At 59.0% G+C, this 25,473-nt stretch carries 23 protein-coding genes and 7 pseudogenes; 7 read left to right on the forward strand and 23 right to left on the reverse strand.

Annotation, left to right across the window (positions count from 1 at the left end; all coding sequences use genetic code 11):
* Nucleotides 1-271 precede the first annotated feature (271 nt).
* The 4 genes from NGM29_RS18955 to NGM29_RS18970 all read right to left on the reverse strand — a co-directional run bounded on the left by NGM29_RS18955 (nt 272) and on the right by NGM29_RS18970 (nt 3,330).
* Entirely contained in the window at nt 272-595 is a 324-nt protein-coding gene (locus NGM29_RS18955) for a DUF6788 family protein (protein WP_254161134.1), read from the reverse strand.
* Between the two features lie 72 nt (nt 596-667).
* Complete coding sequence (locus tag NGM29_RS18960) at nt 668-1,597, reverse strand: ImmA/IrrE family metallo-endopeptidase (protein WP_254161136.1); 930 nt, start codon at nt 1,595-1,597, stop codon at nt 668-670.
* Nucleotides 1,598-1,720: 123 nt separating this feature from the next.
* The gene (locus NGM29_RS18965) at nt 1,721-2,809 is read right to left on the reverse strand and encodes a putative sulfate/molybdate transporter (protein WP_254161138.1); all 1,089 of its coding nucleotides are present in this window, start codon (nt 2,807-2,809) and stop codon (nt 1,721-1,723) included.
* Nucleotides 2,810-2,931: 122 nt separating this feature from the next.
* On the reverse strand, nt 2,932-3,330 hold the full coding sequence (locus NGM29_RS18970) for an arsenate-mycothiol transferase ArsC (RefSeq protein ID WP_256548196.1): 399 nt from the start codon (nt 3,328-3,330) through the stop codon (nt 2,932-2,934).
* Nucleotides 3,331-3,370: 40 nt separating this feature from the next.
* On the opposite strand from NGM29_RS18970, the pseudogene NGM29_RS18975 reads away from it, so the two are divergent.
* A pseudogene (locus tag NGM29_RS18975) lies at nt 3,371-3,539 on the forward strand (arsenic resistance protein); the annotation flags it as partial.
* Between the two features lie 80 nt (nt 3,540-3,619).
* On the opposite strand, the gene NGM29_RS18980 reads toward NGM29_RS18975, so the two are convergent.
* From NGM29_RS18980 to NGM29_RS19015, 11 genes and pseudogenes are all read right to left on the reverse strand, one after another.
* Nucleotides 3,620-3,967: a DUF8013 domain-containing protein gene (locus NGM29_RS18980; RefSeq protein ID WP_254161142.1), complete on the reverse strand. Its 348-nt coding sequence runs from the start codon at nt 3,965-3,967 to the stop codon at nt 3,620-3,622.
* Between the two features lie 91 nt (nt 3,968-4,058).
* Complete coding sequence (locus NGM29_RS18985; protein WP_254161144.1) at nt 4,059-4,823, reverse strand: pirin family protein; 765 nt, start codon at nt 4,821-4,823, stop codon at nt 4,059-4,061.
* Between the two features lie 252 nt (nt 4,824-5,075).
* Nucleotides 5,076-5,315 (reverse strand): annotated as a pseudogene (locus tag NGM29_RS21515) (TrmB family transcriptional regulator sugar-binding domain-containing protein); the annotation flags it as partial.
* Complete coding sequence (locus tag NGM29_RS21520; protein WP_425499276.1) at nt 5,228-5,785, reverse strand: TrmB family transcriptional regulator sugar-binding domain-containing protein; 558 nt, start codon at nt 5,783-5,785, stop codon at nt 5,228-5,230. The pseudogene NGM29_RS21515 and the gene NGM29_RS21520, both read right to left, overlap by 88 nt.
* 53 nt (nt 5,786-5,838) lie before the next feature.
* Entirely contained in the window at nt 5,839-6,039 is a 201-nt protein-coding gene (locus tag NGM29_RS21525) for a helix-turn-helix domain-containing protein (protein ID WP_425499275.1), read from the reverse strand.
* Nucleotides 6,035-6,322: pseudogene (locus NGM29_RS18990) on the reverse strand (DUF7567 family protein); the annotation flags it as partial. The pseudogene NGM29_RS18990 and the gene NGM29_RS21525, both read right to left, overlap by 5 nt.
* Before the next feature lie 262 nt (nt 6,323-6,584).
* Nucleotides 6,585-7,595 carry a PKD domain-containing protein gene (locus NGM29_RS18995; protein WP_254161233.1) on the reverse strand — a complete coding sequence of 337 codons (1,011 nt, stop codon included), beginning with the start codon at nt 7,593-7,595 and terminating at the stop codon, nt 6,585-6,587.
* Between the two features lie 357 nt (nt 7,596-7,952).
* Nucleotides 7,953-8,672: pseudogene (locus NGM29_RS21345) on the reverse strand (thermonuclease family protein); the annotation flags it as partial.
* A gap of 2,579 nt (nt 8,673-11,251) precedes the next feature.
* A complete protein-coding gene (locus NGM29_RS19005; protein WP_254161146.1) occupies nt 11,252-12,250 on the reverse strand; it encodes a WD40/YVTN/BNR-like repeat-containing protein in 999 nt (332 codons plus the stop codon).
* An 8-nt stretch (nt 12,251-12,258) separates the two neighbouring features.
* On the reverse strand, nt 12,259-12,861 hold the full coding sequence (locus NGM29_RS19010; RefSeq protein ID WP_254161148.1) for an NADPH-dependent FMN reductase: 603 nt from the start codon (nt 12,859-12,861) through the stop codon (nt 12,259-12,261).
* Entirely contained in the window at nt 12,858-13,316 is a 459-nt protein-coding gene (locus NGM29_RS19015; RefSeq protein WP_254161150.1) for a DUF6069 family protein, read from the reverse strand. The genes NGM29_RS19010 and NGM29_RS19015 overlap by 4 nt, the downstream gene beginning before the upstream one ends.
* A 128-nt stretch (nt 13,317-13,444) precedes the next feature.
* On the opposite strand from NGM29_RS19015, the gene NGM29_RS19020 reads away from it, so the two are divergent.
* Nucleotides 13,445-13,864, forward strand: coding sequence for a winged helix-turn-helix transcriptional regulator (locus NGM29_RS19020; protein ID WP_254161152.1), 420 nt, complete (start codon nt 13,445-13,447; stop codon nt 13,862-13,864).
* Nucleotides 13,865-13,896: 32 nt separating this feature from the next.
* On the opposite strand, the pseudogene NGM29_RS21610 reads toward NGM29_RS19020, so the two are convergent.
* The 5 genes and pseudogenes from NGM29_RS21610 to NGM29_RS19040 form a co-directional block, all read right to left on the reverse strand.
* Nucleotides 13,897-14,019 (reverse strand): annotated as a pseudogene (locus tag NGM29_RS21610) (DUF8129 domain-containing protein); the annotation flags it as partial.
* A 112-nt stretch (nt 14,020-14,131) separates the two neighbouring features.
* Entirely contained in the window at nt 14,132-14,380 is a 249-nt protein-coding gene (locus tag NGM29_RS19025; RefSeq protein WP_254161154.1) for a HalOD1 output domain-containing protein, read from the reverse strand.
* A 267-nt stretch (nt 14,381-14,647) separates the two neighbouring features.
* Nucleotides 14,648-14,920 carry a PadR family transcriptional regulator gene (locus NGM29_RS19030; RefSeq protein ID WP_254161156.1) on the reverse strand — a complete coding sequence of 91 codons (273 nt, stop codon included), beginning with the start codon at nt 14,918-14,920 and terminating at the stop codon, nt 14,648-14,650.
* Nucleotides 14,921-15,124: 204 nt separating this feature from the next.
* On the reverse strand, nt 15,125-15,397 hold the full coding sequence (locus NGM29_RS19035) for a maltose acetyltransferase domain-containing protein (RefSeq protein WP_254161158.1): 273 nt from the start codon (nt 15,395-15,397) through the stop codon (nt 15,125-15,127).
* Nucleotides 15,398-15,440: 43 nt separating this feature from the next.
* Nucleotides 15,441-15,755: pseudogene (locus NGM29_RS19040) on the reverse strand (biosurfactant protein 1); the annotation flags it as partial.
* Nucleotides 15,756-15,981: 226 nt separating this feature from the next.
* On the opposite strand from NGM29_RS19040, the gene NGM29_RS19045 reads away from it, so the two are divergent.
* Together NGM29_RS19045 and NGM29_RS19050 are read left to right on the forward strand one after the other, a co-directional pair.
* Nucleotides 15,982-16,572, forward strand: a complete 591-nt coding sequence (locus NGM29_RS19045) for an AsnC family transcriptional regulator (RefSeq protein WP_254161160.1) — start codon at nt 15,982-15,984, stop codon at nt 16,570-16,572.
* A gap of 94 nt (nt 16,573-16,666) precedes the next feature.
* The gene (locus tag NGM29_RS19050; RefSeq protein ID WP_254161162.1) at nt 16,667-19,273 is read left to right on the forward strand and encodes a heavy metal translocating P-type ATPase; all 2,607 of its coding nucleotides are present in this window, start codon (nt 16,667-16,669) and stop codon (nt 19,271-19,273) included.
* Between the two features lie 69 nt (nt 19,274-19,342).
* On the opposite strand, the gene acnA is transcribed toward NGM29_RS19050, so the two are convergent.
* Together acnA and NGM29_RS19060 are read right to left on the reverse strand one after the other, a co-directional pair.
* Nucleotides 19,343-22,120 (reverse strand): aconitate hydratase AcnA, encoded by a 2,778-nt coding sequence (gene acnA, locus NGM29_RS19055; protein ID WP_254161164.1) that lies wholly within the window; start codon nt 22,118-22,120, stop codon nt 19,343-19,345.
* 127 nt (nt 22,121-22,247) lie between these two features.
* Complete coding sequence (locus NGM29_RS19060) at nt 22,248-22,781, reverse strand: SRPBCC family protein (RefSeq protein WP_254161165.1); 534 nt, start codon at nt 22,779-22,781, stop codon at nt 22,248-22,250.
* A gap of 172 nt (nt 22,782-22,953) precedes the next feature.
* On the opposite strand from NGM29_RS19060, the gene NGM29_RS19065 reads away from it, so the two are divergent.
* Nucleotides 22,954-24,222: an RNA-guided endonuclease InsQ/TnpB family protein gene (locus NGM29_RS19065; RefSeq protein WP_254161167.1), complete on the forward strand. Its 1,269-nt coding sequence runs from the start codon at nt 22,954-22,956 to the stop codon at nt 24,220-24,222.
* 45 nt (nt 24,223-24,267) lie between these two features.
* Here the strand turns inward: NGM29_RS19065 and NGM29_RS19070 are convergent, their stop codons facing one another.
* On the reverse strand, nt 24,268-24,567 hold the full coding sequence (locus NGM29_RS19070; protein ID WP_254161169.1) for a hypothetical protein: 300 nt from the start codon (nt 24,565-24,567) through the stop codon (nt 24,268-24,270).
* A 320-nt stretch (nt 24,568-24,887) separates the two neighbouring features.
* On the opposite strand from NGM29_RS19070, the pseudogene NGM29_RS19075 reads away from it, so the two are divergent.
* Together NGM29_RS19075 and NGM29_RS19080 are read left to right on the forward strand one after the other, a co-directional pair.
* A pseudogene (locus tag NGM29_RS19075) lies at nt 24,888-25,310 on the forward strand (permease); the annotation flags it as partial.
* A 33-nt stretch (nt 25,311-25,343) separates the two neighbouring features.
* Nucleotides 25,344-25,433 (forward strand): SHOCT domain-containing protein, encoded by a 90-nt coding sequence (locus NGM29_RS19080; RefSeq protein WP_254161235.1) that lies wholly within the window; start codon nt 25,344-25,346, stop codon nt 25,431-25,433.
* The last annotated feature ends 40 nt before the right edge of the window (nt 25,434-25,473 follow it).

Below are 25,473 nucleotides of genomic sequence, written 5' to 3' on the forward strand. Positions count from 1 at the left end.
TAACATCGTGCTCGGCAACAGACAGTGACTGGAACTGTTCGAAGTCCTCTCTACAGTAGTCACATCCGACCGTTGCTGCTTCTTTCCTCGCCCTCCACGCTAGTTCGTATAACAGTCGCGATCACAGAAGTGATTCTCTGATCGCTCAGCTTGTGATGGCGGCTTCAGCAACAATTTCCCGCAGGACTCCCATTCCAGTTCGACAGGCATGGCTCAGTCCTACGCCAGCCATCAGAAACCCTATCACTGATGAATGTCAGAGGAAATTAGCCTACTTGTCAGCGTTTACTGGGCCTTTATACCTAGAACGCACCTTTTCTCCATCTCGCCACTGCCAGTAGTAGTAGCGGTTGTCGTTGATTTCTTTCACCGTAATCGTCGCCTTCGACGGGACGTCACCCGGAAGGTCCGCTGGTCGCTCTTCGACCTCCTTGCTCTCGTTGTTTTCCGCTAGTCGTGCCTCTCGTTCTCGGTATTCAGCGAATTTCTCGGCGTACTGGGCAACGTGCCGAAGGAGTTCGGGCGAGTAGTCATTGAGTGTGTCGATGACGTCGGTGGGGAGGTCCGCTGGGGGCGTCGGTGGCTCGTAGGACATGGGCCGATCTGTGTTAACCAACACAGACGCAATGAGCATAGTTTTGTTGGTTAATTGGCGGAGATGGTGTCTTCAGTCCTCGGCGACTGTCTCGATAATCTCTTGGGCGGTCGAACTAATCCGCCCAAGACGATTCTGAATCACCTCAGGGTCGTCGCCGTGCCACGCAGCAAGATAGAACGCCGAGCCGCTCGTATCCAACCCGAAATACCGACCAACGATGTACGCGACGGCTTCCGCTTCGACTTCGCGCTTCGACCGTTCGTCCTCATCGTCGACGTCGAAATGGAGTAGCGCGTGAGCGTACTCGTGAATCAGCGTGACCGCGAGATCGGCCTGGTTCGGGCGGGCTTTCGCCTCCACGATCGGCGTGAAATCGTGGATATCCCGCTGTTTGCAGACGCCTTTCGCGTCGCCGTGGGCCCACTCAGCAGCGTCGACGATGCGAACCGTTACGCCGAGTTCATCCGTTGCCGCTCTGAGTAGAGGGACGAGGCCCTCGGCGTCGCCCGTCGCCTCCGTTTCTAGCTCAGGAAGCGGTTCTCCCTCGGTCTGCGAGATGTCGAAGACAGCGGCCGGGTTGAATCCGACGAGCCCTTTCGACCATTCCTCGGGTGGCGTCTCGTCGTACTCACAACCGATTTTCTCGTGGTAGCTCGGCGAGTTCTCGCAGTCCGGGCATTGCTTCGTGATGATCGGTGCCCAGATCCAGATCGCCTGTTCCCCCTCCTGGACGTGTCGGTCGAACTCGTTCCGCCAGGTGTTGAAGCCGGCGACCTTTGTCGCTTCGGGGCATTGGAGGTTGATGAGCAACGTGTTGCGATAGGAGTAGTCGTGGAACCGACTCTGGACATCGAGCCATTCCTGAAACTCCTCGCTGGCCTGCGCCGCATCAACGTCGTCAACGAGTTCGTCGATCCATCCTTCGATCGTACTGTACATCTCGTCTTTTCGTGTGTCGGTCTCCTCAAAGGAGGCCGACGAATTACTGGTCGTAGCCATTGTGTTCACCGAATCGAATTCACGGCGACTGCGTCGATTCTGAACTCGCCGCACCCCTCAGGGGCGTATAAAAACGTCGGAGAGTTCGAGCGAACAGTAATCGGTAGCAGGCTGGACGTGCCGCTACTGGAGTCGTTGGAGGAGTAGGTACCCAAGTGCTCCTAAGACGAAGGCGATTCCGACGTTGGCCACCAGCCCTACGAGTCCGATTCCAATCGTGAGCGCCAGGTGATCGGAATCGAGTCCTGCTCGTCCGAGTTCAACGGCGATCAGAGCGAGGACCACGCCGAGCATCGACAGGGGGAACGCGGCAACGATCCCGACTGCGACCACGGCGGTAATCGCATAGATCACCCCTAGAATGAGGTTCGACCCGGCGGTGCGTGCGCCGAACGCATACTTTCCGGCCACGCCTCCGCTCCCGTGGCACATCGGCATCGCCCCGAGCGGGATTGCAACCAGGTTCATTACACCCATACTGGATGCGAGTTCGTCAGTTGAGACGTCTGCATCGTAGAAATCTGAGAGGAGCAGTGAGGTCGCGATGGCCGCGTTCCCAACCGTCATTGCAAGCTGGGCGACCGTCCCTTCTACAGTTGCGATCGAGAGTGCCTGTGCATCTGGAAGGCCGACTGCGACGGATGGATATACCGGTGTTGGAAGGCCTGTCTGAGCAACGGTGATACCAACACCGACGCAGAGGACAACGAGTGCGCTCGCTCGGTGATACCCAGCGAGGATGACAATACCGGCGGTAGCAACCGCGATGAGTGCGAACGGAACACTGTTGAGACTGAGTTGAATGCTTGTCTCGAGGAGGATAAGCGCGACCGCGACTTGGACACCGCGAATAACGGGCTGGCCGATGTACTGGGTAATCCGGCCGAGTGTTCCGGTCCATCCGACGACGAGAAGAATACCTCCGGCGAAAAGGCCTGCGACCGCGAGTTCGCCTGCGGTAAGTGACCCAGCAATCACCAGTGCAGCGAGGGCCTTCATCGGTTCGACGGACATCGGCAACCCGTAGTAGAGTCCCCACACGACCTGGAATACCGCGAATCCGAGAAGGAGCTGGGTGAGCGAGAGGTCGGTCAGCGCACCGATAGCGACGACGATGGGGAAGACTGTAACGGAATCTCCTAACGCGCCAGTAAACTCACCGACTGAGAAATCGATGGCGGGTGTCTGTTCGTAATCGCTCGAATGAGCCACTATCAGGGGGATGTGGGTTCTGAACTTATTAATCCATCCAGTAACGAGATCCGGTGACCAGTTCTCTCTTCATAACTAAAACTGGTTACGTACTCAGTTTGCCCACACCCGACGCTGATTCACTACCGCTCTTCTTCGCTGAGGTCGTCGAAGAATCGGGAAACCCGGCGTTTGAGTTCATCTAACTGCGCTCCGGTATCGGATGCATCGAGGTCCCAGACTTCACTCTCTCCCGACCATCCGTCTGGCTGGAACTGCTCGACCGAACAGCCCATCGTCACGACGTGCGTCGCGTCTTCGATGTCTACGGGAGTGATCTCACGGGGCTTGCGATCGCTGATGTCGATTCCTTCCTCCTGGAGGGCTTCAATAACGTCGTCGTGGACGGAGTCGGTTGGATCCACGCCGCCGGTGGCAATCTCGATATCGAGCCCTCGGTTGTCTCGCTCGCGTTCGGCAAGTGCTGTCGCCATCTGACTTCGCCCAGCGTTTCCGACACAGACGAACACGATTTTCATCATCAGGTTTACTACGTCATAGACGCATATGAACTCGGTTCCAGTGTTCACCTCCGCAACGTGAAACTCACTGGTCATCCTCCCACTGGCGCTCGCGCTCCTGTCGGGCAACGCGCTCGCACCGGCGGTTGTCTTCATCCAGATGCTCGTTGAACTGATTAGAATGGTTGTTCTCGCATGAGTCATCCCCGGCCTGGTTGGTCTTGAAGTGACCTGATCAGATCCTCGATTTCGACGTTGGACGGAGTAATTGAGTCACTCTCAAGGCGTCAATACTGAACGCAGATTTGGGTCAGCGGAGTTCGTGGGTTTCATCAGCGATTCCAACCGTGACCAGATACTCGAGGAACTCGTCGAACCACTTGACGTCGCTGGGCGTGTCGGTCGCAAGGTGACGCACCCATTCGATGGCCCACCGGAAGGCGGGATCCGTTCCGCCCTTGCCATGGACGTACCACCAGCGAGCAACTTTGAGAACGACCAGCGGGTTCGTCGGTGGATACTGGCTAGCAAGCCCACGGGTGATCGACTCGATTTTGTCGGGAACGTCGGTGGGATCGACATTGCCTGATTGCGTGTTCGCGATATCGATCGAAATGTCGTCGATTGAGACGCTGTCGGCACTTTGTTGTTGACTCATATGAAGTCATCTCAGGCTGAAGACTCTCGATAGAGCCCTCGCCCTCTTTGGAGGGCAAATAAACACTCACGTCGGCTGGTTCTCCGGAGTTTCAGCGGCCGATAGTGCCTTGACGCGTGACCGGAGCGTCGGGGTTGATGTTGAACGCGACGATGGTGGAGTCCTCGGTTGCGGTGACGGGTATGTTGCTGTCGTCGGGCACGAGTGCGCTCTCGGTGCACCCCACTGGCTCATTGCCGACGTCGACTGCTCCGTCGAAGACATAGAGGTAGGTGTGCCAGCCCGGCCGCGACGGGAGCGTGGTCGTTGCGCCGGCGTCGAGTCGACAGTCGTAGAAGTCGACATCGTTGCGGACGTACAACGGGGCGTCAGTCTTCTCGGGGCCGAACAGGTGGCGCCACTCACCGGCGACCGGGTCGGGGATCAATTCGTGCTGGATGTCGGACTCGAGATCGAGACTGTACGGCCGGACGAATATCTGGAGCATCCGCAGCGGTGGGTCGTCCGCGAGCGTCTCCTCGGCGTGCCAGAATTCACTACCAGCGTTCATCACCATCAGGTGCTCGGAGTCCGTGACCAGCTTATTGCCCTCGCCATCGTCGTGGCGCATCACGCCGTCGGGCACCCAGGAGATGATTTCCTCATTACGATGCTGGTGCATTCGGATCAGGGTGCCCGGATCCATGAACGACTCGACGACCGTCGCGAGCGGGCCGTAGCCGTGGTCGTCGTGACCCGGAACAGCACGACCGGGGAAGTTGAAGTGGATTCTGAATTTGCCCTGATTTTGTGAGACGGCTGTTCGTGGAGCGGTATAGATTCGCGGCTGTGTCTGTGTCAATGTAGAATCGTCCATTAACAGCTAGTAGTCCCTCGGGCGCTAAATGGGTTCTGCGCGAGGACCACTTGAACAATTGGATAGGAGGTCCTGTACGGAACCCATTGACATCCTCCCTGATGGCGTTGTGACCGCTATCGTCCCAGCCACCAGATGTCCAATTTCCTCGAACTGCGTGCTACGACGAAGTCGTTTCGGTCGATGCCGACGATTGTGCCGGTGGGTCATTTGTCCAAGTTTCTCGACGATAGAGACCTTGACTCGGTCATCTCATTCAGCTCTGGAAACCTCGAGAGCGTCTGCGCCAATATCTTCAACGCGCGCCTTCCACCCACCGACTGAGAGCGTCTCCTCACCCGTATCGATTACGAGCGAGGCTTGAACGGGGATTGAGACGGTGTAATCGGCTTGTATCGGGCCTTTTAATTCGTAATCGACCAGCCGACCAGTCCACGCATTGCCGATTCGAGAATCTGTTTCGTGTCCAACGACCCGCACCTCCAGCGGGTGACCATTATCGAACTCCGACTGGAATCAATAATTGCACGCCAGGGGTTGAGGTATCGAGCAGGGAGCGAGATGGCCTCTTGAACGATTCGAGATGACGACCAGATCTGTTCGTAGTAGTGCTGGAACTGGAGCGTGAGACTCTGATTGGCGACGACATGATAGGATCGGCCGCTATTGGTTGGCATACCACCGCTGTAGACGCTATAGGCACGGTCTGCCGCAACAAGAACGCCTGAAATTTGCCTCGTTCGAACGCGGAGTCCATCAGGAAACCCGTTGGTCCCTACGTTTTCCTCACTGTCCGTAGTCGCCACGACAAGGCGAACGGTGACACCTCTATCAAGTGCGTCACGGATTTCGGACTCGAACAACGCGTAGCGATCAGGAGACAGTGAGAGCCACCACTCTGTCTCTTCGATGGCACGCCGCATGTGGCGATTTGCGGACTTTTCGTGGCTCAGGACCGTCACAGACCCCTCCGTAATCCGTTCCTGCTCATGAGTTTTCTCGAGTTCTCGCGAGACTAACTCGACAGTACTCGAAAACTGCCCGACGTGGCGTTCCTTATGTATTCGAGTGCAGCCTCCGGAGAGGGGGCAGAAACGGTCTTTCCACCGCTCTGTTCGTGTATCTCCACGAGCCCCATGTCGCTCAGGTAGTCGATGACATCGTAGATGCGGGCCTGCGGGACTCCTGATTCCTCTACAATATCCGATGGAGGCATCTGGTGCACCGAGAATTTTCACTCGCACCGACCCATCGGGGAGATCGCGACGCAACTTCTCGTCGATGTGAAGATTCCAGGTCGTATCGGTGTTGAAGCAGGCGATCACTGCCTCCTCGTAGCCACGATCCTCTATCGGTTCCTGGAATTCGACCCACGTGTTGCAATTCTTGCAGAACACTCCCTCGAAGGGAATGTGGCTGAATACCTCGTGCCCGCAAACCGGACACCAGAGGAACTCGAACAGTGCTTCGCTGTGGCGATCGATGACTTCCAGACTCATCTGTGGATCTGGCTCATATGACTCGGACCGCCCTTCCTGCCCGAGAAAAACACTACCAATAGACGTTCTGACCCCTCAGTGTTCAGCTCCGTAAACTATGAGAGCGTAAATCACCATCATCTTCGGGGCCGACGGCCAGATACTCCACGGGTAAGGATGCCTCAGCTTCTCACTCGCGGTCAATCCGGGCTCGTTGTACTTGATACGACGGCCGCTTTCGTGGGGTCGAGGTAAAAATCCTGAAGAGGAGTTTAAGACGCGGCTAGAGATGCCGACGACTATTCACGGTGATAGTGACGGTGTCGGTCGTTTCCGCTCCCGTGTTGTCGGTGGCGGAAAGCGTCACGGTGTACTCGCCGGGATCGTCGTAACGGTGGGCGTTCCACCAGCCCTCTGCCGTCGTTCCGTCGCCGAAGGACCACGCCAGGGAGTCGATCCAGCGTTCGTTGCCCGACGTATCCTCGACCTGGAACGTAACGCGCTCATCGACCGACGCGTCGGTCGTACTCGGGGCGAGACGTGCGACCGGCTCCGTCAGATCCTCAACGGCGATGGTGACAGTGTCGGTGGTCTCTGTTCCCGTGTTGTCGGTGGCGGTCAGCGTGACGGAGTATCTGCCGGGGTCGTCGTAGCGGTGGTCCGTCCACCATCCCGTCGCGGTGGTGCCGTCGCCCAGATCCCATTCTAAGGAGTCGATCCACCGTTCGTTGCCCGACGTGTCCTCGACGCCGAAACTGAGCCGTTCGCCAATCGTGACCTCGGTCGTGTCGGGATTGATACGCGCGATCGGCGGTTGGTCCGGAGGCGCCTCCGTTTCGTTGAGGTTGGTCGTCACCGGAATCGATGGCTCATCATCGAGGTTAGACTCGGTGTCGGTGACCGACCCTGCCCCGAGCCGCAGATCGGAGTCGATCCCTGCAGCAATGTCGTCGAGGTACCCACGCTGGACGGTGGGAGCGTTCGCACTCCCCATGAGCACAACCGTGCCGCCTGCCGCCGCGAACGACGCAACTGCGGCGAGTTCGTCCTCGGTGAACGCAGATGCCGGGGTCGTGATGATGAGTGCACGGGCCGCAGCGAGTCGCTCGCCAGCGGCCGTCGTCGTCACGTCGTTCACCTGCTCGAAGAAGATGTCCTGGCCTTCGAGGTACCGCTGGTAGTACGCCGCGTCCTCGTTCGATAGCGAGTAGCCCAGGTTGAACTGGCCGTGACCACCCTCGATCAGAATCGGACCGTCCTCACGGTCGCTCAGATCGGTGATGAGCTCGGTCACGAACGCGAAGTTGTCGTATACTGATGTGTCGACCGGATAGCCCTCGGCGGCTTCGTACGTCTCGTCTACGATCGGGGCGCCGAGATACGCCAACCGAGCGTCGTTGTCGACGCCGGCCAGGGGAATGTCGCCCTCGTAGGTCGTCTCGACGCCGCTTCGTCCCGCAGTCGGGGCCGCAAACGCCGGGACGCGATCCGAAGAAAGGGGACCTGACTCGGTGACGATAGCCGCCGGGTTCGGGAAGAACAGCTCCTCGACGGGTCGGTCCCGAATCGGCGAGGAGCCGAAAGGATCGCTCTCGGACCAGACCTCGAGGCCAGCGCTGCGAGCTGCGAACTCCGCGGCGAGGAACTCGTCGTGGCGAGCGAACCCGGAGCCGTACACCCGGGCGTGACCCGCCTCGACGACCCGGCGGTTGTACAGCGTATCGCGACTGCCGTCTCCGGAGGCGTCGTAAGTGAGGTACCCGAGGATGCGTCCGTACTGGTCGCGGACGGGTTCGGTCGCGTCGAAGGTGAGATCGACTGTGTCGCCCGACGAGAGCTCTCCCTGGGCGAACGCGGTCGCGGCGTCGCCGGCCGCTTCGAGGTAGCTGTAGGAGTCGATGCCCCTCCCACTCCTCGGCGCGTTCGGTGTTTGTCGCGCTTCCCGTCTCGGGCGTGTCGAAGCCGAGCGTGCGGACGGATCGCTCCCGGCCGTCCTCGAACGCCACGTCGATAGTGTCGCCATCGGTGACCGAAACGACCTCGACCTGGCAGGTCTCGTCGCGGTCGAGTTCGAGTCCGAGGCCCTCGCGTTCGTGGAAGTACTCGAAGTCGTCGTTGAAATTCTCGGTCGTCGGAACGAAGTCCGCGTAGGCGTTGTTCTGGTCGTCGTAGACCTGGTCGTCGTTGAACCGGAACGGCGCGTCGATCGCCGTCGCGATTTCGTTGACGTTCGCCGTCTCGTCGTAGTCGCCGTAGTCCGACTGGTCGAACAGGAAAACCGCGCTGCCCGAATCGACGAACGAAGAGAGTGCGTCGAGTTCGGCACCCGAAAACGCGGCGGTCGGCGAGGCGACGACGAGGCCGTCGGCATCTGATAGCGCCGGCGAGCCGAGGCCGTCGAAGACGGAGAAGGCCTCGTTCACGTTCGACGTCGTCGGGACGTACGGGGCGCCGGCGTTGTTCTCTTGGTCCTCGACCTGGTCCGCGTTGAACCAGAAGGAGAGATCGAGGCTCTCGGCGATTGCGTTCAGGTTCGCGGTCTCCTCGTTCGTGAACTCGGACTCGTCGAACAGGAACACGGTCCCGCCATCGGCGAGGTGGTCGGCGACGGCCGCGAGTTCGGCGTCCGTGTACGGCTCTGCCGGTGAGGAGATCGCGAGGAGGTCAGCGCCCTCGAGCGGGGAGGCACCGGCGCCCGGGTCCGACCCGTCGCTCCCGAAGAAGCCGAACGAGCCGTTGAAGTTCGTCGTCCGGAGGACGAAGGGGGCCCAGGTGCTGTGTTCCTCGTCGACGATCTGGTCCGAGTTGAACCGGAACGCTACGTCGAGCGCGGCCGCAATCTCGTTTAGTTCCGCCGTCGAATGGCCGCCGTAGTCGGCTTCGTCGTGGACGAAGACGACGACGCCGGAGTCGACGAACTCCGCAAGCGCGTCGAGATCGGCACTCGAAAACGACTCGCCGGGTGTCGTCACCATAGCGAGGTCGGCTTCCGAGAGGTCGGCTGCGAGGTCGTCACTCGCGGTCACGTCGAACCCGCGGCCCTCTGCATGGGTGACGAGCCCCGAGTAGTCGCCGAGTGCGAGCGCCTGGCCGTGGCTCTCGTCAAAGACTACCGATCCGCTTCCACCGAGTCGGTCGGTCCACGCGTTGACGAGGAACTCTCGGTTCGCATCGAGGTCACTGTCGTCGGTCGCTAGGGCGGCGCCGACGCCGACCACGCCGCCGTCTGCGGCAACCAGCGGGATGTCGACGTCCGCGGGGTAGGAGACGAGGCCGTCGCCGGCCTCGTCGACGTTCTCGGCGGTCGACTCGGCCCACACCGCGACCAACGAGTCGTCGGTGAGAGGGGTCTCGTCGGCACTGACGAGACTCGCCGTCGAGTAGAACTCGAGTTCGTCGATCGCGGGGCCGGTCGGAGCGCTACTCTCGTCGCCGACGGCCAGGTCGGCCTCGACCGTGACCGGCTCGGCGTCGCCGGCGAGGGTGATCGTCGCGGTCTCGCTCGACGCGGGGTTCTCGGCGCCGTCGATCTCGACGACGACGGGACCCGCGACGTCGGTCTGGTAGTGCCCGGAGAGGTCGAACGTCGCCGACGATCCGCCGTAGCTCCCCTGGTTGACGCTGATCTCGCTTTCGTCCGTGCCGTCCGAAAGGCTCCGGGTCATCCTCACCGTGACGTCGTCCTGGTTCAGCCCGTCCAGGCTCGCCGACTCGTACGCGACGGTGATCGTATCGACCTCGTCACCGTCGGCGCCCGACTCGCCGAAGGAAACGTCCTCGAGCGTCCAGGTGTGGACCGAAGGCTCGCCTGGCGTCGCCGGCTCGGCCGTAAGCACGCCCCCGTCGACATCGGGGTTCTCGCCCGATCCCCCGGCGAGCGACTCGGTGGTCGCCTCGAACTCGTAACTCGCGCTCTCCACGGTGTCCGCGAACGAGGCGAACCTCGAGGAGTCGTAGTAGGTGTCGTGAGCGTCGTCCCAGAGGAGCGTCCCGCCGTCGTCGATCATCTCCGCGAGAAGCGAGAGCGCGAATTCTTCGTTGGTGCCATCTAGCTCGCCGTCGGCGATCAGCTCCGGCGTTCCGAAGCCGACGACGTCGCCGTCGGTTGAGACCAGCGGAATCTCCTCGTCGTCGCCGTAGATGTAGGACGCTGCGTCGCCGGCATTGTCCACGTTCGCCGCCGTGGGCTCCGCCCGAACCATGACCGTCGAGGGTTCGGTCAACGCTCCGCCATCGGGGGCGACCTGACTCGCCGTCGAGGGAAACGTAAGTGAGGTCCCACCGAGGAGGTCAGTCGTCGCCTGGAGATCGTATCCCGCGTTCTCGGCGTACTGCTCGAACGAGCTGTGATTCGAGAGTGTGAGCTCGTGGAACTGGCCGTGACCCTCATCCCAGAGGACGGTCCCCTCGCCGTCCAACTTCGCGTCGAAGACGTTGAGGAGGAACTCCTCGTTGCCGGCGTTGAAATCGGCGTCGTTCTGTGCCATCGGCGCGCCGAACCCAACGAGGGTACCCGAGGTCGCGACGAGCGGAATCGAGGTCTCCTCGGGGTAGGAGACGGCATCGTCGTTTCCGTCCTCGTCGCCGTTGTAGGCCGTCGACTCGACCCACACCGCGACGAGCGAGGCGTCGGTCAGTGGTTCGCCCTTGGCGTCGAGGATGCTCGCCGTCGAGTCGAACGCCAGTGGTTGAATCGTCTCTTTGTCATCGGAAGTTTCCGCCGCGGTTATGGCTGTTCCGGAGAGTGCCGCGCCACCCGTAATTCCCAATCTAGTTAGGAATGTTCGTCGATGATGCATCCCTTACTCTTGAGGTTGGGTACAAAACACTTGTTCCAAGATTCTACTTATGCTAAAATTGATCACTTTTCATTTTCGATAGCTCGTAAGAGAGTGGACGAATCGCTTTATTAGGTGTGGATCGTCTGGTAGAATGGTTCGGCGGCATCCATCAGCGCTCTTTACTTACTTCGCTATCACTGCCACGAGCCGTGTGAAGCGACCGAATCCAGCTCGAAACATGGCCGAGCGAGGTCCAGGTGCCGTCGTCACGGATGATCACTCGTCCCTCTGTGGTCCCAGCGAGTACCCGACCGTTGACTGCTGTCCAGGCGTAAATGAACTCGTCTGGTCCACCGGGGTACGACTTGGTCTCGAGCGTGTCTCCACCGTCCGTGGATTCGAACAGTGAAGCGTTCACGTCCTGTTTCCGGTACCTGCTTCCTGCTGGCAGGGTTGGCGGGAGCGTCTGAGCAGCAGCGTACAACGTCCCCCGATGGGCAAACGCCTCCTGGAAATACGATTGATCCAGTCCGGTGTCCAGCCGCGTCCACGAGTACCCAGTATCGCGGGTTCGATAGAGGCCGCCGCCACACGATACGACGTACTCGTCGCTGGATACGACGAGCAGATGGTGGACGTCGTACTGGAGATCGTCTTCTCGCGCGGTTTGGAGATCGTCACGTCGTTCGGTCCACGTCTCACCGTTGTCATCGCTGACGTGGATGCCGCCGACTTCAACGCCAGCGACCACGCGATTCGGAGCGCCGGAGGAGACACCGAGGCTTCGGACGTGGGATTCCCCCCGATGACGAGGCGTGTGCCAGCGATCGCGGGAGGGAAGCGCCTGAAATCCGTCTAGCTCGGTCCACGTGCGCCCTTCATCTGTCGAGACGTAGAGGTGAGCCGGATGTGTGCCCGCGTACAGCCGGGTGCCGTCGGGGCTGACCGTTACGGCGTACACCTCGGGTCGTGGTACATCCAGCTGGCGCCAGGTACTCCCACTATCTGTAGAGTGGTACAGGCCAGTTTTCGATGTAACGAACGTTCCATGATCATCGAACGACTGCACGCCGAGTGTGACCCCTGAATCGAGCACCCGCTCGACATCGTCGAGATCACCGCGTTGTGAGCGGTAGACGCCGTCCTGTGTGGCGATAAGCAGTGTCATGATTCGGGTCACACCTCCTGACACACAATTGGCGGGGCCCGTCCCGGTTCGATTGTGGCAAACTCGACGGCACGTGTACCAAGTGTCCGAACACGATCTCGAAGATCGTCGTCGGTGAATCCGCTCTCGTCGAACGCGGAGCGTGCCCGCGGGACTGCTGCCTGATGCGGGAGCACCCAGGCGTTCAGCGACCTGCAAACGGCGCGAAGATGATCGAGTGCTGGCGTGGGAAATGCCCCACCGGAAACGACGAGCAAGCCGACGGTCGTGTCTTCGAACTCGTCGAACCCGCAGTAGTCGAGGGCGTTCTTCAACACACCCGAGTACGAGCCGTGATACAGAGGCGTCCCGAGGATGACTGCATCAGCCTCACGGATCGTTCGTCTCACTGTCTCACTGTCTTCCGGTGGATCCGTACTCGGGTCGAGCGGAGGGAGCTGTAAGTTTGCCAGGTCTAGCAACTCAGCTGTTCCGCCAGCTGCTTCACTTGCATCCAGTGCCTCCTCGAGCGCTCTCCGGGTGTAACTCCCGTCGCGTCGACTGCCAGGCACGGCAACGACGTGTGGCCGGGTCTTGCCTGCGGACCGGTTGGATAGACCGATCGGCGTCATCGGGATGCGACCTCCTGGTTCGTGGTGCGGGTCAGCACGCTGATAATGGTGGCTGCGGCGGCGACGTGCATGACGACGAGCGTGGCAAACACGGTCCAGGGTGCGTCAGTGAGGTCGGGTGGCGGAGACAGGTATGCGTTCACTGGGCCGGCAAACGAGAGGACAAGCACGATTATCGAGATGATTGTGAAGGTCCGGTTCGGTCGGCTCGAAAGCCGAGTCAGAACGCCGTACACGAGGGTTGCTCCGATCGCCCCGACTGTCGAGGCGATGAGGACTGGCTCCCACCAGAGCGCGAAGACGTTCGGAACGTCGAACACGATGACCGCGAGGACGCGGATGAGCCCGTTGACGAGGCTGGTGAGGATGATCGTCAGTAGTCCGTAGACGGCGATTCGGATCAGACTGATCGACGGTTCGATGGCTGGGTTGTCGGTGGCTTCGATTGAGGCCATACTTGGAACTACACCGGATGAAGTAATATACTATCAAGTTCGAAGTCATGAAGTAGCTCACTCAATGCTACGTTACTTAGGGACTTCGAAGGAACAAGCTATATGGCTTCATCTGGTATAGTCGTGGCATGGTTGAACCACCGAATGCTAAAGAGTTTCTTGAGACGATCCTCTCCAACGAGCAGGCACGACCCCCCGGGTCCGAACAGGCAGCGATAGACAATCAGACGATGTCTGCACTCCTGAACCTGTTGGGGAAGAAACACACCATCGTGATCCTTCACCAGTTTGCAACCGGGGCAGGGCCACTGCGATTCAGTGAGTTGGAGGAAGTAGTCGATATCGCGCCAAACACCCTCTCGAATCGGCTCGAGGAACTGACAGAGGTCGGATTACTGACGCGGAAAGCGTACAATGAGATACCTCCCCGCGTCGAATACAATGCCACGGAGAAGGCACAGGATCTCGCCCCGGTCTTCTGGTATCTCGGTGTGTGGACCGAACGGCACGACCTCGAACCGGTTTCCGCCGCTGACAGGAGGAGGTAAGAAACGACGCGATCCGGAACCTATCAACTACTCAGCGTTTCCATATCGTTGATCGTCACGATGCCAGCGTCGAGTAACCGCGTATTCGGTGGTTCGAGACGTTGTTCCGGTGTGAGACCACTTGAGTCGGTAGATGAATCTGACGAGTTAGCCACTTGTGTTCGCCTCCGCTCTCTGGAGGCGCCGATAAACAGCGGCCAGGTTACTTCCTGTGCGGTTTGATTTCAGTGACGGCTACTATAGATAGCGTCGAAGCTTCACCTGTTTTCACTCGATTCTAACAACCGGCTCTTCCTCAAACTCTACAATAATCGTGTGATCTGCGTATGGGAATTCTACTCGGCCAACTCGGGTAGTCCCACCAACGGTTGTAGAAAAGATCGACTCCAGTGCGTCAGGTTCGACGGCGTCATAGAGTGGAGGAAGCTCTAACGGGTCCCTATCCTCAAGAGCTGCTACTTCGTCTATGATCTGTTCGTGTATCTCATTGCTCTCGTTCGTAAGAGACTGAGTCATTGATATTCTATGACACACACTCTTGGTAATACTTTTCGATCATATTGTTACCAGTGGTAATTGGCCTTGGAGTAAATCCACTTTGGGTGGTATTGGAACGTGATCTGTTGGAAGTGATGCGCTATCTCGATTTGTTCAGTTGTTGCTATTTCCCCGATGGACGATAGTCTCATAATCTGCTGACGGTTCTATCGATCGTTCAGTCACAGATGGACTTCAGGGATGTGACCTCGTGAAGTACACGAACTACTACGAGGTCTCCGTCAGCTAATCGACGTACTGCGATTCCCACGCTCGTCTCTCCTCAATTGCTTGCTCTCCGGATTCCGTGATTGCGTAGTAATTCGTCCTTCGGTCTAGCTGCCCCTTTTCGACTAACTCTTTGTTGACTATCGTATCGAGGTTGGGATACAGCCGTCCATGGTTGATGTCGGCGCTGTAGTACTGCTCCACCTCTTCTTTGACATCTTGGCCGGACGGTTGATCGGCACCGGCAATGACGTATAGGAGGTCTCGTTGGAACCCTGTGAGGTCGTCCATCTCAAGGGACAGTCCAACAGATGATATGATTGTTATATCCGGCATATGAATTAGTAGGGGGAACTGGTTGCCGCTCTCAGTATGTGTTTGGTAGGCTTACCTGTACATCACACTCCCATCACTTCACTGCGTATTCATCGGCTGCGATATCACAATGTGGGCATTACCTTCAAAACTCATCCTTTAAAGGGAATTCGGCTCTGGTTATGTCGATCGATTCTGCCTGTCTTCAGAGGGCACTATTTCGCAGTCCTCGCCGCAAGAGCCAAGCAGTGCTTCTAACAGTTCTCGTCGTTCGGTTTGGTCGTGTACTGTTGTTCGATTATAGCGTCTCGTGGTTGCTTCGCCGCGACGCAGTTGGGGTCTTGATGTGTCTCGTGGGTCATTATGCACGCTCTCGTCGACTCCTGGCGTAGGAAAACGAAACGGGTACGCTGATGTCTCCCGCCGAAGCCCTGCACCTGACTTAATCAACATCTTCTGGGTCTGCGTTGGTTAATATGATGTCCAGCTGAGTGTCCTACTGGGGGTTTGGTCCGTAGCGAGGCGACTGACACACCTGGCACTCCCATCTCGGCTGACCAGACCACGTCTCATCTGGGAGAGACTCGAACCTCTGGAACTGATGCTCAGTCTTTCGACCACACGTGCGACAGTCAAGCCGCGTTTTCGAGAGAACACTGGGGTGGCGATGCTCGGAGTGCTCGTCGTCGGCGCGCTGAAGTGCAATCGCTGGCACCAACCAGACGTCGTTGTCGGCGCTCTCAAGCAGGCTTGAAAGCCGAGATTCGACACGAACACTGTCTCCTCCCTCGTCGTACAGAAACGTTGTGTGTACCCTCCCATTTGGCGACGGGGTTGTCGCTTTCCAGACTGTCTGTTCACAATGGTCGCGGGTCACTCCCTCGACGGTGATCGTTTGACTCATTCCAGTGAGAGATACGGACGATTCCTCTTTGTTGTTTGCTGCTTCGATACTGCTATTCGAACGGCCGTGAAACGACGCATTCCAAAGTGTCTTCAGGGAAATAGTATTGTATATTGCGTCCTTTTCGGCCAGTATGCGGGACTTGGACGAAACCGACATGGAAATTCTCTCGCTGTTAGCCGAGAACGCCCGCCGCCCGTTCAGCGCGGTCGGCGAGGAAATTGGCCTCTCAGGGCCAGCGGTTTCAGATCGCGTCACACGACTCCAAGAGACCGGAGTCATCAACCAGTTCACTATCGATCTCGACCGTAGCCAACTCAGAGATGGTGTGCCGGTACTTGTCCAGCTTGATATCCCATCTGAGTCATTCGACGCGGTTCGTGGGCGGGTCAGGAATGATGACGCCGTCGAACACATGTTCATTACGTCTGAGGGAGATCTCTGGTTCTACGGACGTGCAGAAGCACAGAACGTCCGGGTGTGGGTGAATGGGCTCCTCGATGGCGCTGACTCGGTTGATTACACCGTTACATTAGTTGACGAAGTCGAGTGGACGCCATCGATCGACGGCGTCGAATTTGCAATCACGTGTGCCGAGTGCAGTAATACTGTAGATTCTGAAGGGGAAACGAGTCGTATCGGCGGAGAGATCTATCATTTCTGTTGTCCATCGTGTCAGGGTCGGTTCGAAGAGCGACACCAGCGTCTCGAAGAGGGCGTGTAGCTGGTATTGGTTTAGAATCGAAAGTAAGGGTCGTTGGTTACCCCCACTCTCGAAGTAGTAACTCACCTAACGGAGTAGCCCCTATAGTATGACAATGGAAACACGCACAGTACATCTCGACATCACAGGAATGACCTGTGCCAACTGCTCGGGGACAGTTGGCGACGCCCTGGAGTCACTCGACGGCGTCATCGAGGCGAACGCCAATTTCGCCACGGACGAGGGCTCCGTCGAGTACGACCCCGAGACGGTATCGCTCGCAGAGATATACGAGACGATCGAGGACGCTGGCTACGGTGCGGTGTCTGACACGGTGACCATAGGCATCTCCGATATGACCTGTGCCAACTGTGTGCAGACGAACGAGACCGCACTCGAGAACACGCCGGGTGTTATCGCGGCCGAAGCGAACTTCGCCACCGACGAAGCGCAGGTCAGGTACAACCCTGCGGACACGTCCCTCGACGCGCTCTACGACGCTATCGAGGACGCTGGTTACTCGCCGGTCCGTGAAGACGGCGACAGCGGTGAATCGGGTGAAGATGCTCGGGACGCCGCGCGACAGGGTGAGATTCGAAAACAGCTTCGACTGACGCTGTTCGGAGCCGCGCTCTCGGCTCCGATGCTGTTTTTCCTCGCAGAGAAGTTTCTGCTCGGCGGGGGAATTCTTCCGGAGACGGTCTTCGGCGTCGAATTCGGGTGGGTAGAGTTCCTGCTGGCGACACCCGTTCAGGCCGTGCTCGGCTGGCCGTTCTACAAGAACTCGTACAACGCGCTGGTCAACAACAGGCGCGCCAACATGGACGTTCTCATCGCACTGGGTTCGTCCACTGCGTATTTCTACTCAGTCGCGGTACTTGCCGGACTGATCGCGGGGAGCCTGTACTTCGATACTGCCGCGCTCATCCTGGTGTTCATCACCCTCGGGAACTATCTCGAAGCCCGCTCGAAAGGGCAGGCGGGCGACGCCCTTCGGAAGCTCCTCGAAATGGAGGCCGAGACGGCCATCCTCGTCGACGAGGACGGCAACGAGACGGAAGTGCCACTGGAAGATGTCACCGTTGGCGACCGCATGAAGGTACGACCTGGTGAACAGATCCCGACGGACGGCGTCGTCGTCGACGGACAGAGTGCTGTCGACGAGTCGATGGTCACCGGCGAGTCGGTCCCCGTCGAGAAAGGTGAAGGGGACGAAGTCGTTGGCTCAACGATCAACGAGAACGGTGTGCTCGTCGTCGAGGCGACGAAGGTCGGAAAGGACACCGCCCTCCAGCAGATCGTTCAGACAGTCAAGGAGGCCCAGTCCCGCCAGCCAGACATCCAGAACCTTGCCGACCGTATCTCGGCGTACTTCGTCCCCGCGGTCATCGCGAACGCGTTGCTGTGGGGCACTGTGTGGTTCCTGTTCCCCGAAGCACTCGCCGGATTCGTCGACTGGCTCCCGCTCTGGGGGGCGGTCGCTGGCGGACCAGCCGTGGCTGGTGGCACTGTCTCGGTCTTCGAGTTCGCGCTCATCGTCTTCGCGTCGTCCGTGTTGATCGCCTGTCCCTGTGCGCTGGGGTTAGCGACGCCTGCGGCAACGATGGTTGGGACGACGATTGGTGCCCAGAACGGCGTCCTGTTCAAGGGCGGTGACATCCTCGAACGGGCGAAAGACGTCGACACGGTCGTCTTCGACAAGACAGGCACGCTGACGAAAGGCGAGATGGAACTGACCGATGTCGTCGTCTTCGATGGCGACGGACAGCCTATCACAGATGGCGGCGACACCGCTGCCGATGGCGGCCAACTAACCGCACGTGACCGCCTCAGCGAGGACGACGTACTGCGGCTCGCAGCCACAGCCGAGAGCGGGAGCGAACACCCGCTCGCCCGTGCCATCGTCGACGGAGCCAGAGAGCGCGGCGTCGACGTGAGCGACCCCGACGACTTCGAGAACGTCCCCGGCCACGGCATCAAAGCGACCGTGGGTGACAGCGAGGTGCTGGTCGGAAACCGAAAGCTCCTCCGGGACAACGGGATCGACCCTGCGCCCGCACAGGAGACGATGGAGCGCCTCGAGAACGAGGGGAAGACGGCAATGCTCGTCGCCTACGAGGGCGAACTCGTCGGTGTGGTCGCTGACGCCGACACGATCAAAGAAAGTGCGACGGAGGCCGTGAGCCAACTGCAGGAGCGCGGCGTCGACGTGATGATGATCACCGGCGACAACGAGCGGACTGCTCGTGCCGTCGCCGAGCAGGTTGGGATCGATCCCGAGAACGTCCGCGCGGAGGTGCTCCCCGAGGACAAATCCGACGCCGTCGAGGCCATCCAGGACGAAGGCCGCAAGGCGATGATGGTGGGCGACGGCGTCAACGACGCGCCCGCGCTGGCTGTCGCCTACGTCGGGACCGCCATCGGGAGCGGGACGGACGTCGCCATCGAAGCGGCGGACGTGACGCTGATGCGCGACGACCCACTCGACGTGGTGAAGGCCATCCGCATCTCGGACGCGACACTCCAGAAGATCAAGCAGAACCTCGTGTGGGCGCTTGGTTACAACACGGCGATGATCCCGCTGGCTTCACTCGGTCTGCTCCAGCCCGTCCTCGCCGCCGGCGCAATGGCCTTCTCGAGTGTGTCGGTGTTGTCAAACAGTCTGCTGTTCCGTCGGTACACTCCGGATCACGATTACGAGCTGCTCGGCCGACTCCGCTAATCAGCTGGTTTCACCAGCAGCATTCTTCGCCGTGTCCGGAAAAGACGACTCTCTGGAGAGAGGTGGCTACTATTCGGTGAGTAATCGACGGAGCACCAGATGAAGGATTCCGCCATTTTCGACGTATCGAACGGCTGCAGGCGTCCCAACCTGTGCCGTGACCGGGAATTCGACGGTCGAGCCATCGGCACGTTCCGTGACGACAGTGAGCTCGTCGTTCACGTCTAGGCCGTCGTCGAGTCCGTGAATCGCGACCCGTTCCGAGCCGTCGAGGCCGAGCGACTCCCACGAGTCACCGTCGACAAACTGGAGCGGCAAGACACCCATACCGACGAGGTTGTCTCGGAAGATGCGCTCGTAGCTCTCGGCGATCGTCGCACGGACACCCAGCAAATCCGTTCCCTTTGCCGCCCAGTCACGACTCGACCCTGTTCCAAGTTCTTCACCCGCAAACACGACCAGCGGCGTGTCGTTTTCGCGATAGCGACGGCTGGTTTCGAAGACCGTCGTCTGGTCGCCGGTTGGGTGATGGATCGTGTAGCCACCCTCCACATCGTCGAGCATCTCGTTCTCGATGCGGACGTTGGCGAAGGTGCCGCGCATCATTACCTCGTGGTTCCCGCGCCGGGCGCCGTAGGTGTTGAACTCGTGGGGTTCGACGCCGTGGTCGGCGAGCCACTCACCGGCCGGTTGCTCACGGCTGAACGGTCCGGCCGGGCTGATGTGGTCGGTCGTGACCGTATCACCGAGCAGCATCAGCGTGCGAGCGCCGTCGATATCTTCGACGCCCGGCTTCTCTAGGGGGAAATCCCTGAAGAACGGCGGTTCGCGGATGTACGTCGAAGAGTCGTCCCACTCGTAGACGTCGCCAGTCGGCGCATCGAGCGATTCCCAGCGCTCGTCACCTTCGAACACTTCGGCGTACTTCTCTTTGAACATCGAGGAATCGACACTGTCGTGGACTGCCGCGTGGATCTCGTCGGTGTCGGGCCAGATATCAGAGAGATAGACCGGATTGCCGTCATCGTCAGTGCCGAGTGGATCGTGTTCGAGATCGATATCCATGCGCCCAGCGAGACCGTAGGCGACCACGAGCGGCGGACTGGCGAGGTAGTTCGCCCGGATCTTTGGGTGGATACGTGCCTCGAAGTTTCGGTTGCCAGAGAGGACACTCGTCGTCCAGAGGTCCTCGGCGTCGATCGCGCGTTCGATCGGCTCGGGAAGCGGTCCAGCGTTTCCGATGCAGGTCGTACAGCCGTAGCCGACAACATTGTAGCCGAGGTCTTCCAGATAGGGAAGTAGTCCGGAGGCTTCGAGGTATTCGGTGACGACTCGACTGCCCGGTGCAAGACTCGTTTTGACGTACGCCGGAACGTCGAGCCCGCACTCAACAGCGTTGCGGGCGAGTAGCCCCGCCGCGAGCATCACCGACGGATTCGACGTGTTCGTACAACTGGTGATGGCGCTGACGACAACACTGCCGTGCCCGATTTCGGTTTTCTCGCCGTTCACGTTGACTTCGACTCGATCGGTGAGATCGCCGACGTCCGGTTCCGGAAGATCGGGGTCGGGTCGGTCGTCGTCGGAACCGCTGCTCTCGCTGATCCATCGTGTGATCGCATCTTCGTCGATATCGTCGAGTTCGTCCTCGAATTCGCCGTGGACCAGTCCCCGGAAGTGCGTCTTCATATCGCCCATCGGGACGCGATCCTGGGGGCGTTTCGGCCCGGCGAGGCTGGGAGTGATCGTCGAAAGGTCGAGTTCGACCGCCTCGGTGTACTCGGGATTCTGTTCACCAAACAGTCCCTGTGCGTCGAGATATTCGCGAACGAGTCCGATGTGCTGCTCGTCGCGGCCCGTGAGTTCGAGGTACTCGAGCGTTGCTTCGTCGACGGGGAACATACTGATGGTCGAGCCCTGTTCGGGCGCCATGTTCGCGATGGTCGCCCTGTCTGGAACGGTGAGATTCGACACACCGGGGCCAAAGAATTCGACGAACCGATCGACGACGCCGACCTCCCGAAGCTGCTCAGTAACGTGAAGGACGAGATCGGTCGCGGTCGCTCCCTCGGGAAGTTCGCCGGTGAGCCGGACCCCGACCACTTCGGGGAGTTTCATCGTGATCGGTTGGCCGAGCATCGCGGCTTCAGCTTCGATGCCGCCGACACCCCAGCCGACGACGCCGATACCGCCGATCATTGGCGTGTGGCTGTCTGTCCCCACGAGCGTGTCCGGCAGGAGCCACTCTTTCCCCTTCCGCTCGCGGGCGTGGACAACCCGGCCGAGGTACTCGAGGTTCACCTGGTGGACGATACCAGTCCCCGGCGGGACGACGCGGAAGTCGTCGAACGCCTGTTGGGCCCACTTGAGGGAACGGTACCGCTCACCGTTGCGCTCGTACTCCAGTTCGACGTTGCGTTCGTAGGCATCCTCGGAGCCGAAGTAGTCGACCTGCACGCTGTGGTCGATCACGAGGTCGCACGGGACGTCCGGCTCGACGATGGTTGGATCTGTACCCTTGCGATCGACCGCTGATCGGAGTGCTGCGAGGTCGACCACGGCAGGGACACCGGTGAGGTCCTGTAGAACGACTCGGGAGGGCGTGAATGGGAGTTCGACGTTTGGGACCTCTGGTTCCCACGAGGCGGCATTGCGAACGTCCTCGGCGGTTATCGTTTCCCCGTCGACGTTGCGGAGAACGGACTCGAGGAGAACGCGGATACTGACGGGGAGCTGGTCGAGTTCACAGAGACCCTTGTCTTCGAGGACTGTGAGATCGGCCATCTTGTAGGAGGTACCGTCGAACTCGAATTCGCGGATTGCGTCGAATGGAGACGGTTCGTTCATACCTTGTTCTACGGTGACGTGGCTCTTGAATCGTCTCCCCCATGGACGGGGTGACGATGTGGAAAGTCACTTCTATCGGTTGGAATGAGAATGTCGGTGTCCATGATTCGGTTGACAACTGATTCTGCTACGAACTCGTCCCCTGCGGCTTCGGTTTCTCAGGTGCCGCCGATTCGATGCGATCCCTGAAGAAGACGAGTTCCTTGTTCGTGTGGTCGTAGAGTTTCGCCTTCCCATTGAGAGCGGTCGTGAACACCCATTTCAGCGCCCGACCCCGTCGGTTGTTCGGGAAGTCCATCCAGACGGCGTGTGACATCCGAGTCGCGTCTGCAATCTCTTCGAGTCGAATAGTCCCTCCTTCGGGAATCCGAACGGTGACGAGTCCTCGAAGGAGCGGGTAGTACGCCGTCCCCGTCCAGACCGCCACGTTGGGATGGTCGATATACTGGAATCGGCCATGCAGGTCGGCGTACATCCCGGCGACCTCTTCGGCCTGGTGGAACGTTGCGCCCTCTCGGGGACGGTTATCGGGCGTGTCGTATTCGAGCCCATAGTGTTCCTCGGGGTTCGACGCCGTCCAATGGACTGGGTCGGTTACGTACTCCCAGATTTCCTCGGACGAGGCGTCGATGACGATTTCGGCTTTGTCGGTGACGTACATGGATTGATTCCCTGAGTTATACAAAACAAGGAGAATACCTGCGCCTTTAGACGCAGGATGAATCCGACAATATACTACACCGCCCACCGCTCGATAGCACAGCAGGATATTCCACGCTACAATCACTATCTTTAATACAACAATTCTCATAACTTGTTATGGGAGCAGTTCGATGCTGGAGACAACCCGCACCTATCGAGCGAAAATCGTCAACCACTCTCAGGTGAGTGACGACCTCGATGACTGCGGATTCTCCGCGTCGAAACTGTGGAACGTCGCCCGATACTACTCTCAAGGCCGATGGGATGACGACGGGGAAATCCCCGACGATGGCGAACTCAAATCCGAACTCAAGGAACACGAACGATACAGGGACTTACATTCTCAATCCAGTCAGCGAGTTCTTGAAGAGCTTGCTGAGTCGTTCACCAGTTGGTACAAAGCACGCCAACGCGGAGACGAGGACGCCAACCCACCCGGCTACCGAAAACGAGGCGACAATCACCCACGCTCTACCGTGACGTGGAAGCAGAACGGCATCCGTCACGATAACAAACACAACAAACTCCGCCTCTCCAAAGGCTTCAACCTCAAACAGTACCGCTCAGATTTCATCCTCTGTGAATACAAAACACGTCCAGACGTGGCAGTGGACAGTCTCCAACAGGTTCGGGCTGTGTGGAACGGAGACCGTTGGGAACTCCACCTCGTCTGCAACGTCGAGGTTCCAACCGAGGATGCACCCGGAGACAACACCGCAGGAATAGACCTTGGAATCTGCCAGTACGCTTCACTCGCGTATGATGATGGTGCTACTACGTTGTATCCGGGGAACGTGCTGAAGCAGGACAAGCACTACTTTACTCGTGATGAGTACGACACAGAGGGGGAAAATGGCCCGTCACGCCGTGCATTACGCGCTCGTCAGAAGTTGTCTCGGAGGAAAGACCATTTCCTGCATTCGTTAGCGAGTCACTTTGTTGAGCAGTTCATCAAACACGAAGTCGGTCGTGTTGCGATTGGCAAACTCACCGGAATTCGTGAAGACGAGAACGGCGAGTCACAGAACTGGGGTCGGAGTGACAACAAGAAACTCCACGGGTGGGAGTTCGACCGTTTCACCACCTTGCTTGAATACAAAGCCGAAGAACACGGCATCCTCGTTGACCGAGTTTCAGAGCGAGACACATCGAAGACGTGTTCGTGTTGTGGTCGGAAGCGAGACGCGAATCGTGTGGAGCGTGGGTTGTACGTCTGTAACTCGTGTGGTGTCACGATGAACGCGGACGTGAATGGGGCGGTGAATATTCGCAGAAAGATAACTCAGAATCCTCCTACGGAGGATATGAGTAACGGTCGTTTGGCACGGCCAGCAGTTCGCTTGTTCAACCAAACCTCTGGGTCGTTCCACCCGAGGGAACAGGCGCGCTGCGAACCTTAATATCCCAACGCTCGGGATTCCCGCGTCTTCAGGCGCGGGAGGATGTCAAGATGCGAAGGCGTTGTACAGCCACGCGAAGGCGTACATCAAGACGAAGCTGATCACCGCTGCCTCGACCATACCCGCCACAGTCCCGACGACGGTCGGTTCGAAGAACAGGTGCCACTGCTCCATCGCTTCGACTGCGCCCTCGTAGACGCCGATCGCTCCGAACACACCGAGCAGGAGCATCGCGACGGCAGAGATGACTGCTGCTGCGCCCGCCAGTGCCAACGAATCGAGATGCATCACGTTGGCCGTGGAGTCCATTTCGTACGCGTCTTGGTTTGTGGTAGTCGTGCTCATGACTAGAGATACGCTCTACTCCTTCAATCGGGTTTCTCTTACAATTCGAAAGGGAGCGATCCCTTGGTAACACGGCGCAAGAATATCGTGGGGAAACAGCGGTACAACCCCCATATCTGTGTGACCGGTCCGTCGGAAGATCAAACAGCAACTACCGACTGGAATCAGTGACACGCAGAAACTGATATACCCGAACGCAGTTCTCGAACGGTTGACCATAGCTGGTAATATGAGTCACCTTTGAATGCAAGATTTACGCCACCCACTGCCTCGGTTTCTTAAGAACAAATAACAAAGCCGATGGCTGCGATAGTTTAGATATGCAAGCCGCCCTCATCGACGGAATCCTCGAGTCGTTGCGGATCGGCGTCGGTTTCCTCTGGACGGCGGCGTGGGCGATCATCATGGGGCTCGTCATTACGAGTCTCGTTCAGGTTTACGTCTCGAAAGAGCGGATGGCCAACGTACTCGGAGAGGGGAATCTGAGTGGCCTCACGAAAGCAACCGTATTCGGCGCGGCAAGTAGTGGTTGTAGCTTCGGCGCGGTCGCCATTGGGAAGGGGCTGTTCAAGAAGGGAGCGCACACAGTGAACTTCTTCGCGTTCATGTTCGCGTCAACGAACCTCATCGTCGAACTCGGGCTGATGATACTCATCCTCCTCGGGTGGGAGTTTCTGGTTGCAGAACTCCTTGGCGGCGTCATTCTCATCGCCGTCCCGCTCTACCTCGTCTATGCACTCCTCAACCGAGGATCCGGTGAGAACGATGAGCAGTCGGTGTCGGTTCTCCGCGAGCGCTACGCCCGCGGGGAACTCTCAGATGACGAATTCGATCGACGGCAAAAACAGCTCGAACGCACCGGATGATCGGAACAGTTGCTGTTCCAGCAGATGCACCACACCCCCC

The organism is Natronosalvus rutilus (genome assembly GCF_024204665.1).
GTDB lineage: Archaea > Halobacteriota > Halobacteria > Halobacteriales > Natrialbaceae > Natronosalvus > Natronosalvus rutilus.

What these genes read in the sequence shown, in the direction of transcription:
- NGM29_RS18955 (WP_254161134.1), bottom strand. Translation starts at nt 595, where the DNA reads ATGTCCTACGAGCCACCGACGCCCCCAGCGGACCTCCCCACCGACGTC.
- NGM29_RS18960 (WP_254161136.1), bottom strand. Translation starts at nt 1,597, where the DNA reads ATGGCTACGACCAGTAATTCGTCGGCCTCCTTTGAGGAGACCGACACA.
- NGM29_RS18970 (WP_256548196.1), bottom strand. Translation starts at nt 3,330, where the DNA reads ATGATGAAAATCGTGTTCGTCTGTGTCGGAAACGCTGGGCGAAGTCAG.
- NGM29_RS18980 (WP_254161142.1), bottom strand. Translation starts at nt 3,967, where the DNA reads ATGAGTCAACAACAAAGTGCCGACAGCGTCTCAATCGACGACATTTCG.
- NGM29_RS18985 (WP_254161144.1), bottom strand. Translation starts at nt 4,823, where the DNA reads ATGGACGATTCTACATTGACACAGACACAGCCGCGAATCTATACCGCT.
- NGM29_RS21525 (WP_425499275.1), bottom strand. Translation starts at nt 6,039, where the DNA reads ATGCCTCCATCGGATATTGTAGAGGAATCAGGAGTCCCGCAGGCCCGC.
- NGM29_RS19005 (WP_254161146.1), bottom strand. Translation starts at nt 12,250, where the DNA reads ATGACACTGCTTATCGCCACACAGGACGGCGTCTACCGCTCACAACGC.
- NGM29_RS19010 (WP_254161148.1), bottom strand. Translation starts at nt 12,861, where the DNA reads ATGACGCCGATCGGTCTATCCAACCGGTCCGCAGGCAAGACCCGGCCA.
- NGM29_RS19015 (WP_254161150.1), bottom strand. Translation starts at nt 13,316, where the DNA reads ATGGCCTCAATCGAAGCCACCGACAACCCAGCCATCGAACCGTCGATC.
- NGM29_RS19020 (WP_254161152.1), top strand. Translation starts at nt 13,445, where the DNA reads ATGGTTGAACCACCGAATGCTAAAGAGTTTCTTGAGACGATCCTCTCC.
- NGM29_RS19025 (WP_254161154.1), bottom strand. Translation starts at nt 14,380, where the DNA reads ATGACTCAGTCTCTTACGAACGAGAGCAATGAGATACACGAACAGATC.
- NGM29_RS19030 (WP_254161156.1), bottom strand. Translation starts at nt 14,920, where the DNA reads ATGGACGACCTCACAGGGTTCCAACGAGACCTCCTATACGTCATTGCC.
- NGM29_RS19035 (WP_254161158.1), bottom strand. Translation starts at nt 15,397, where the DNA reads ATGTTGATTAAGTCAGGTGCAGGGCTTCGGCGGGAGACATCAGCGTAC.
- NGM29_RS19045 (WP_254161160.1), top strand. Translation starts at nt 15,982, where the DNA reads ATGCGGGACTTGGACGAAACCGACATGGAAATTCTCTCGCTGTTAGCC.
- NGM29_RS19050 (WP_254161162.1), top strand. Translation starts at nt 16,667, where the DNA reads ATGGAAACACGCACAGTACATCTCGACATCACAGGAATGACCTGTGCC.
- acnA (WP_254161164.1), bottom strand. Translation starts at nt 22,120, where the DNA reads ATGAACGAACCGTCTCCATTCGACGCAATCCGCGAATTCGAGTTCGAC.
- NGM29_RS19060 (WP_254161165.1), bottom strand. Translation starts at nt 22,781, where the DNA reads ATGTACGTCACCGACAAAGCCGAAATCGTCATCGACGCCTCGTCCGAG.
- NGM29_RS19065 (WP_254161167.1), top strand. Translation starts at nt 22,954, where the DNA reads ATGCTGGAGACAACCCGCACCTATCGAGCGAAAATCGTCAACCACTCT.
- NGM29_RS19070 (WP_254161169.1), bottom strand. Translation starts at nt 24,567, where the DNA reads ATGAGCACGACTACCACAAACCAAGACGCGTACGAAATGGACTCCACG.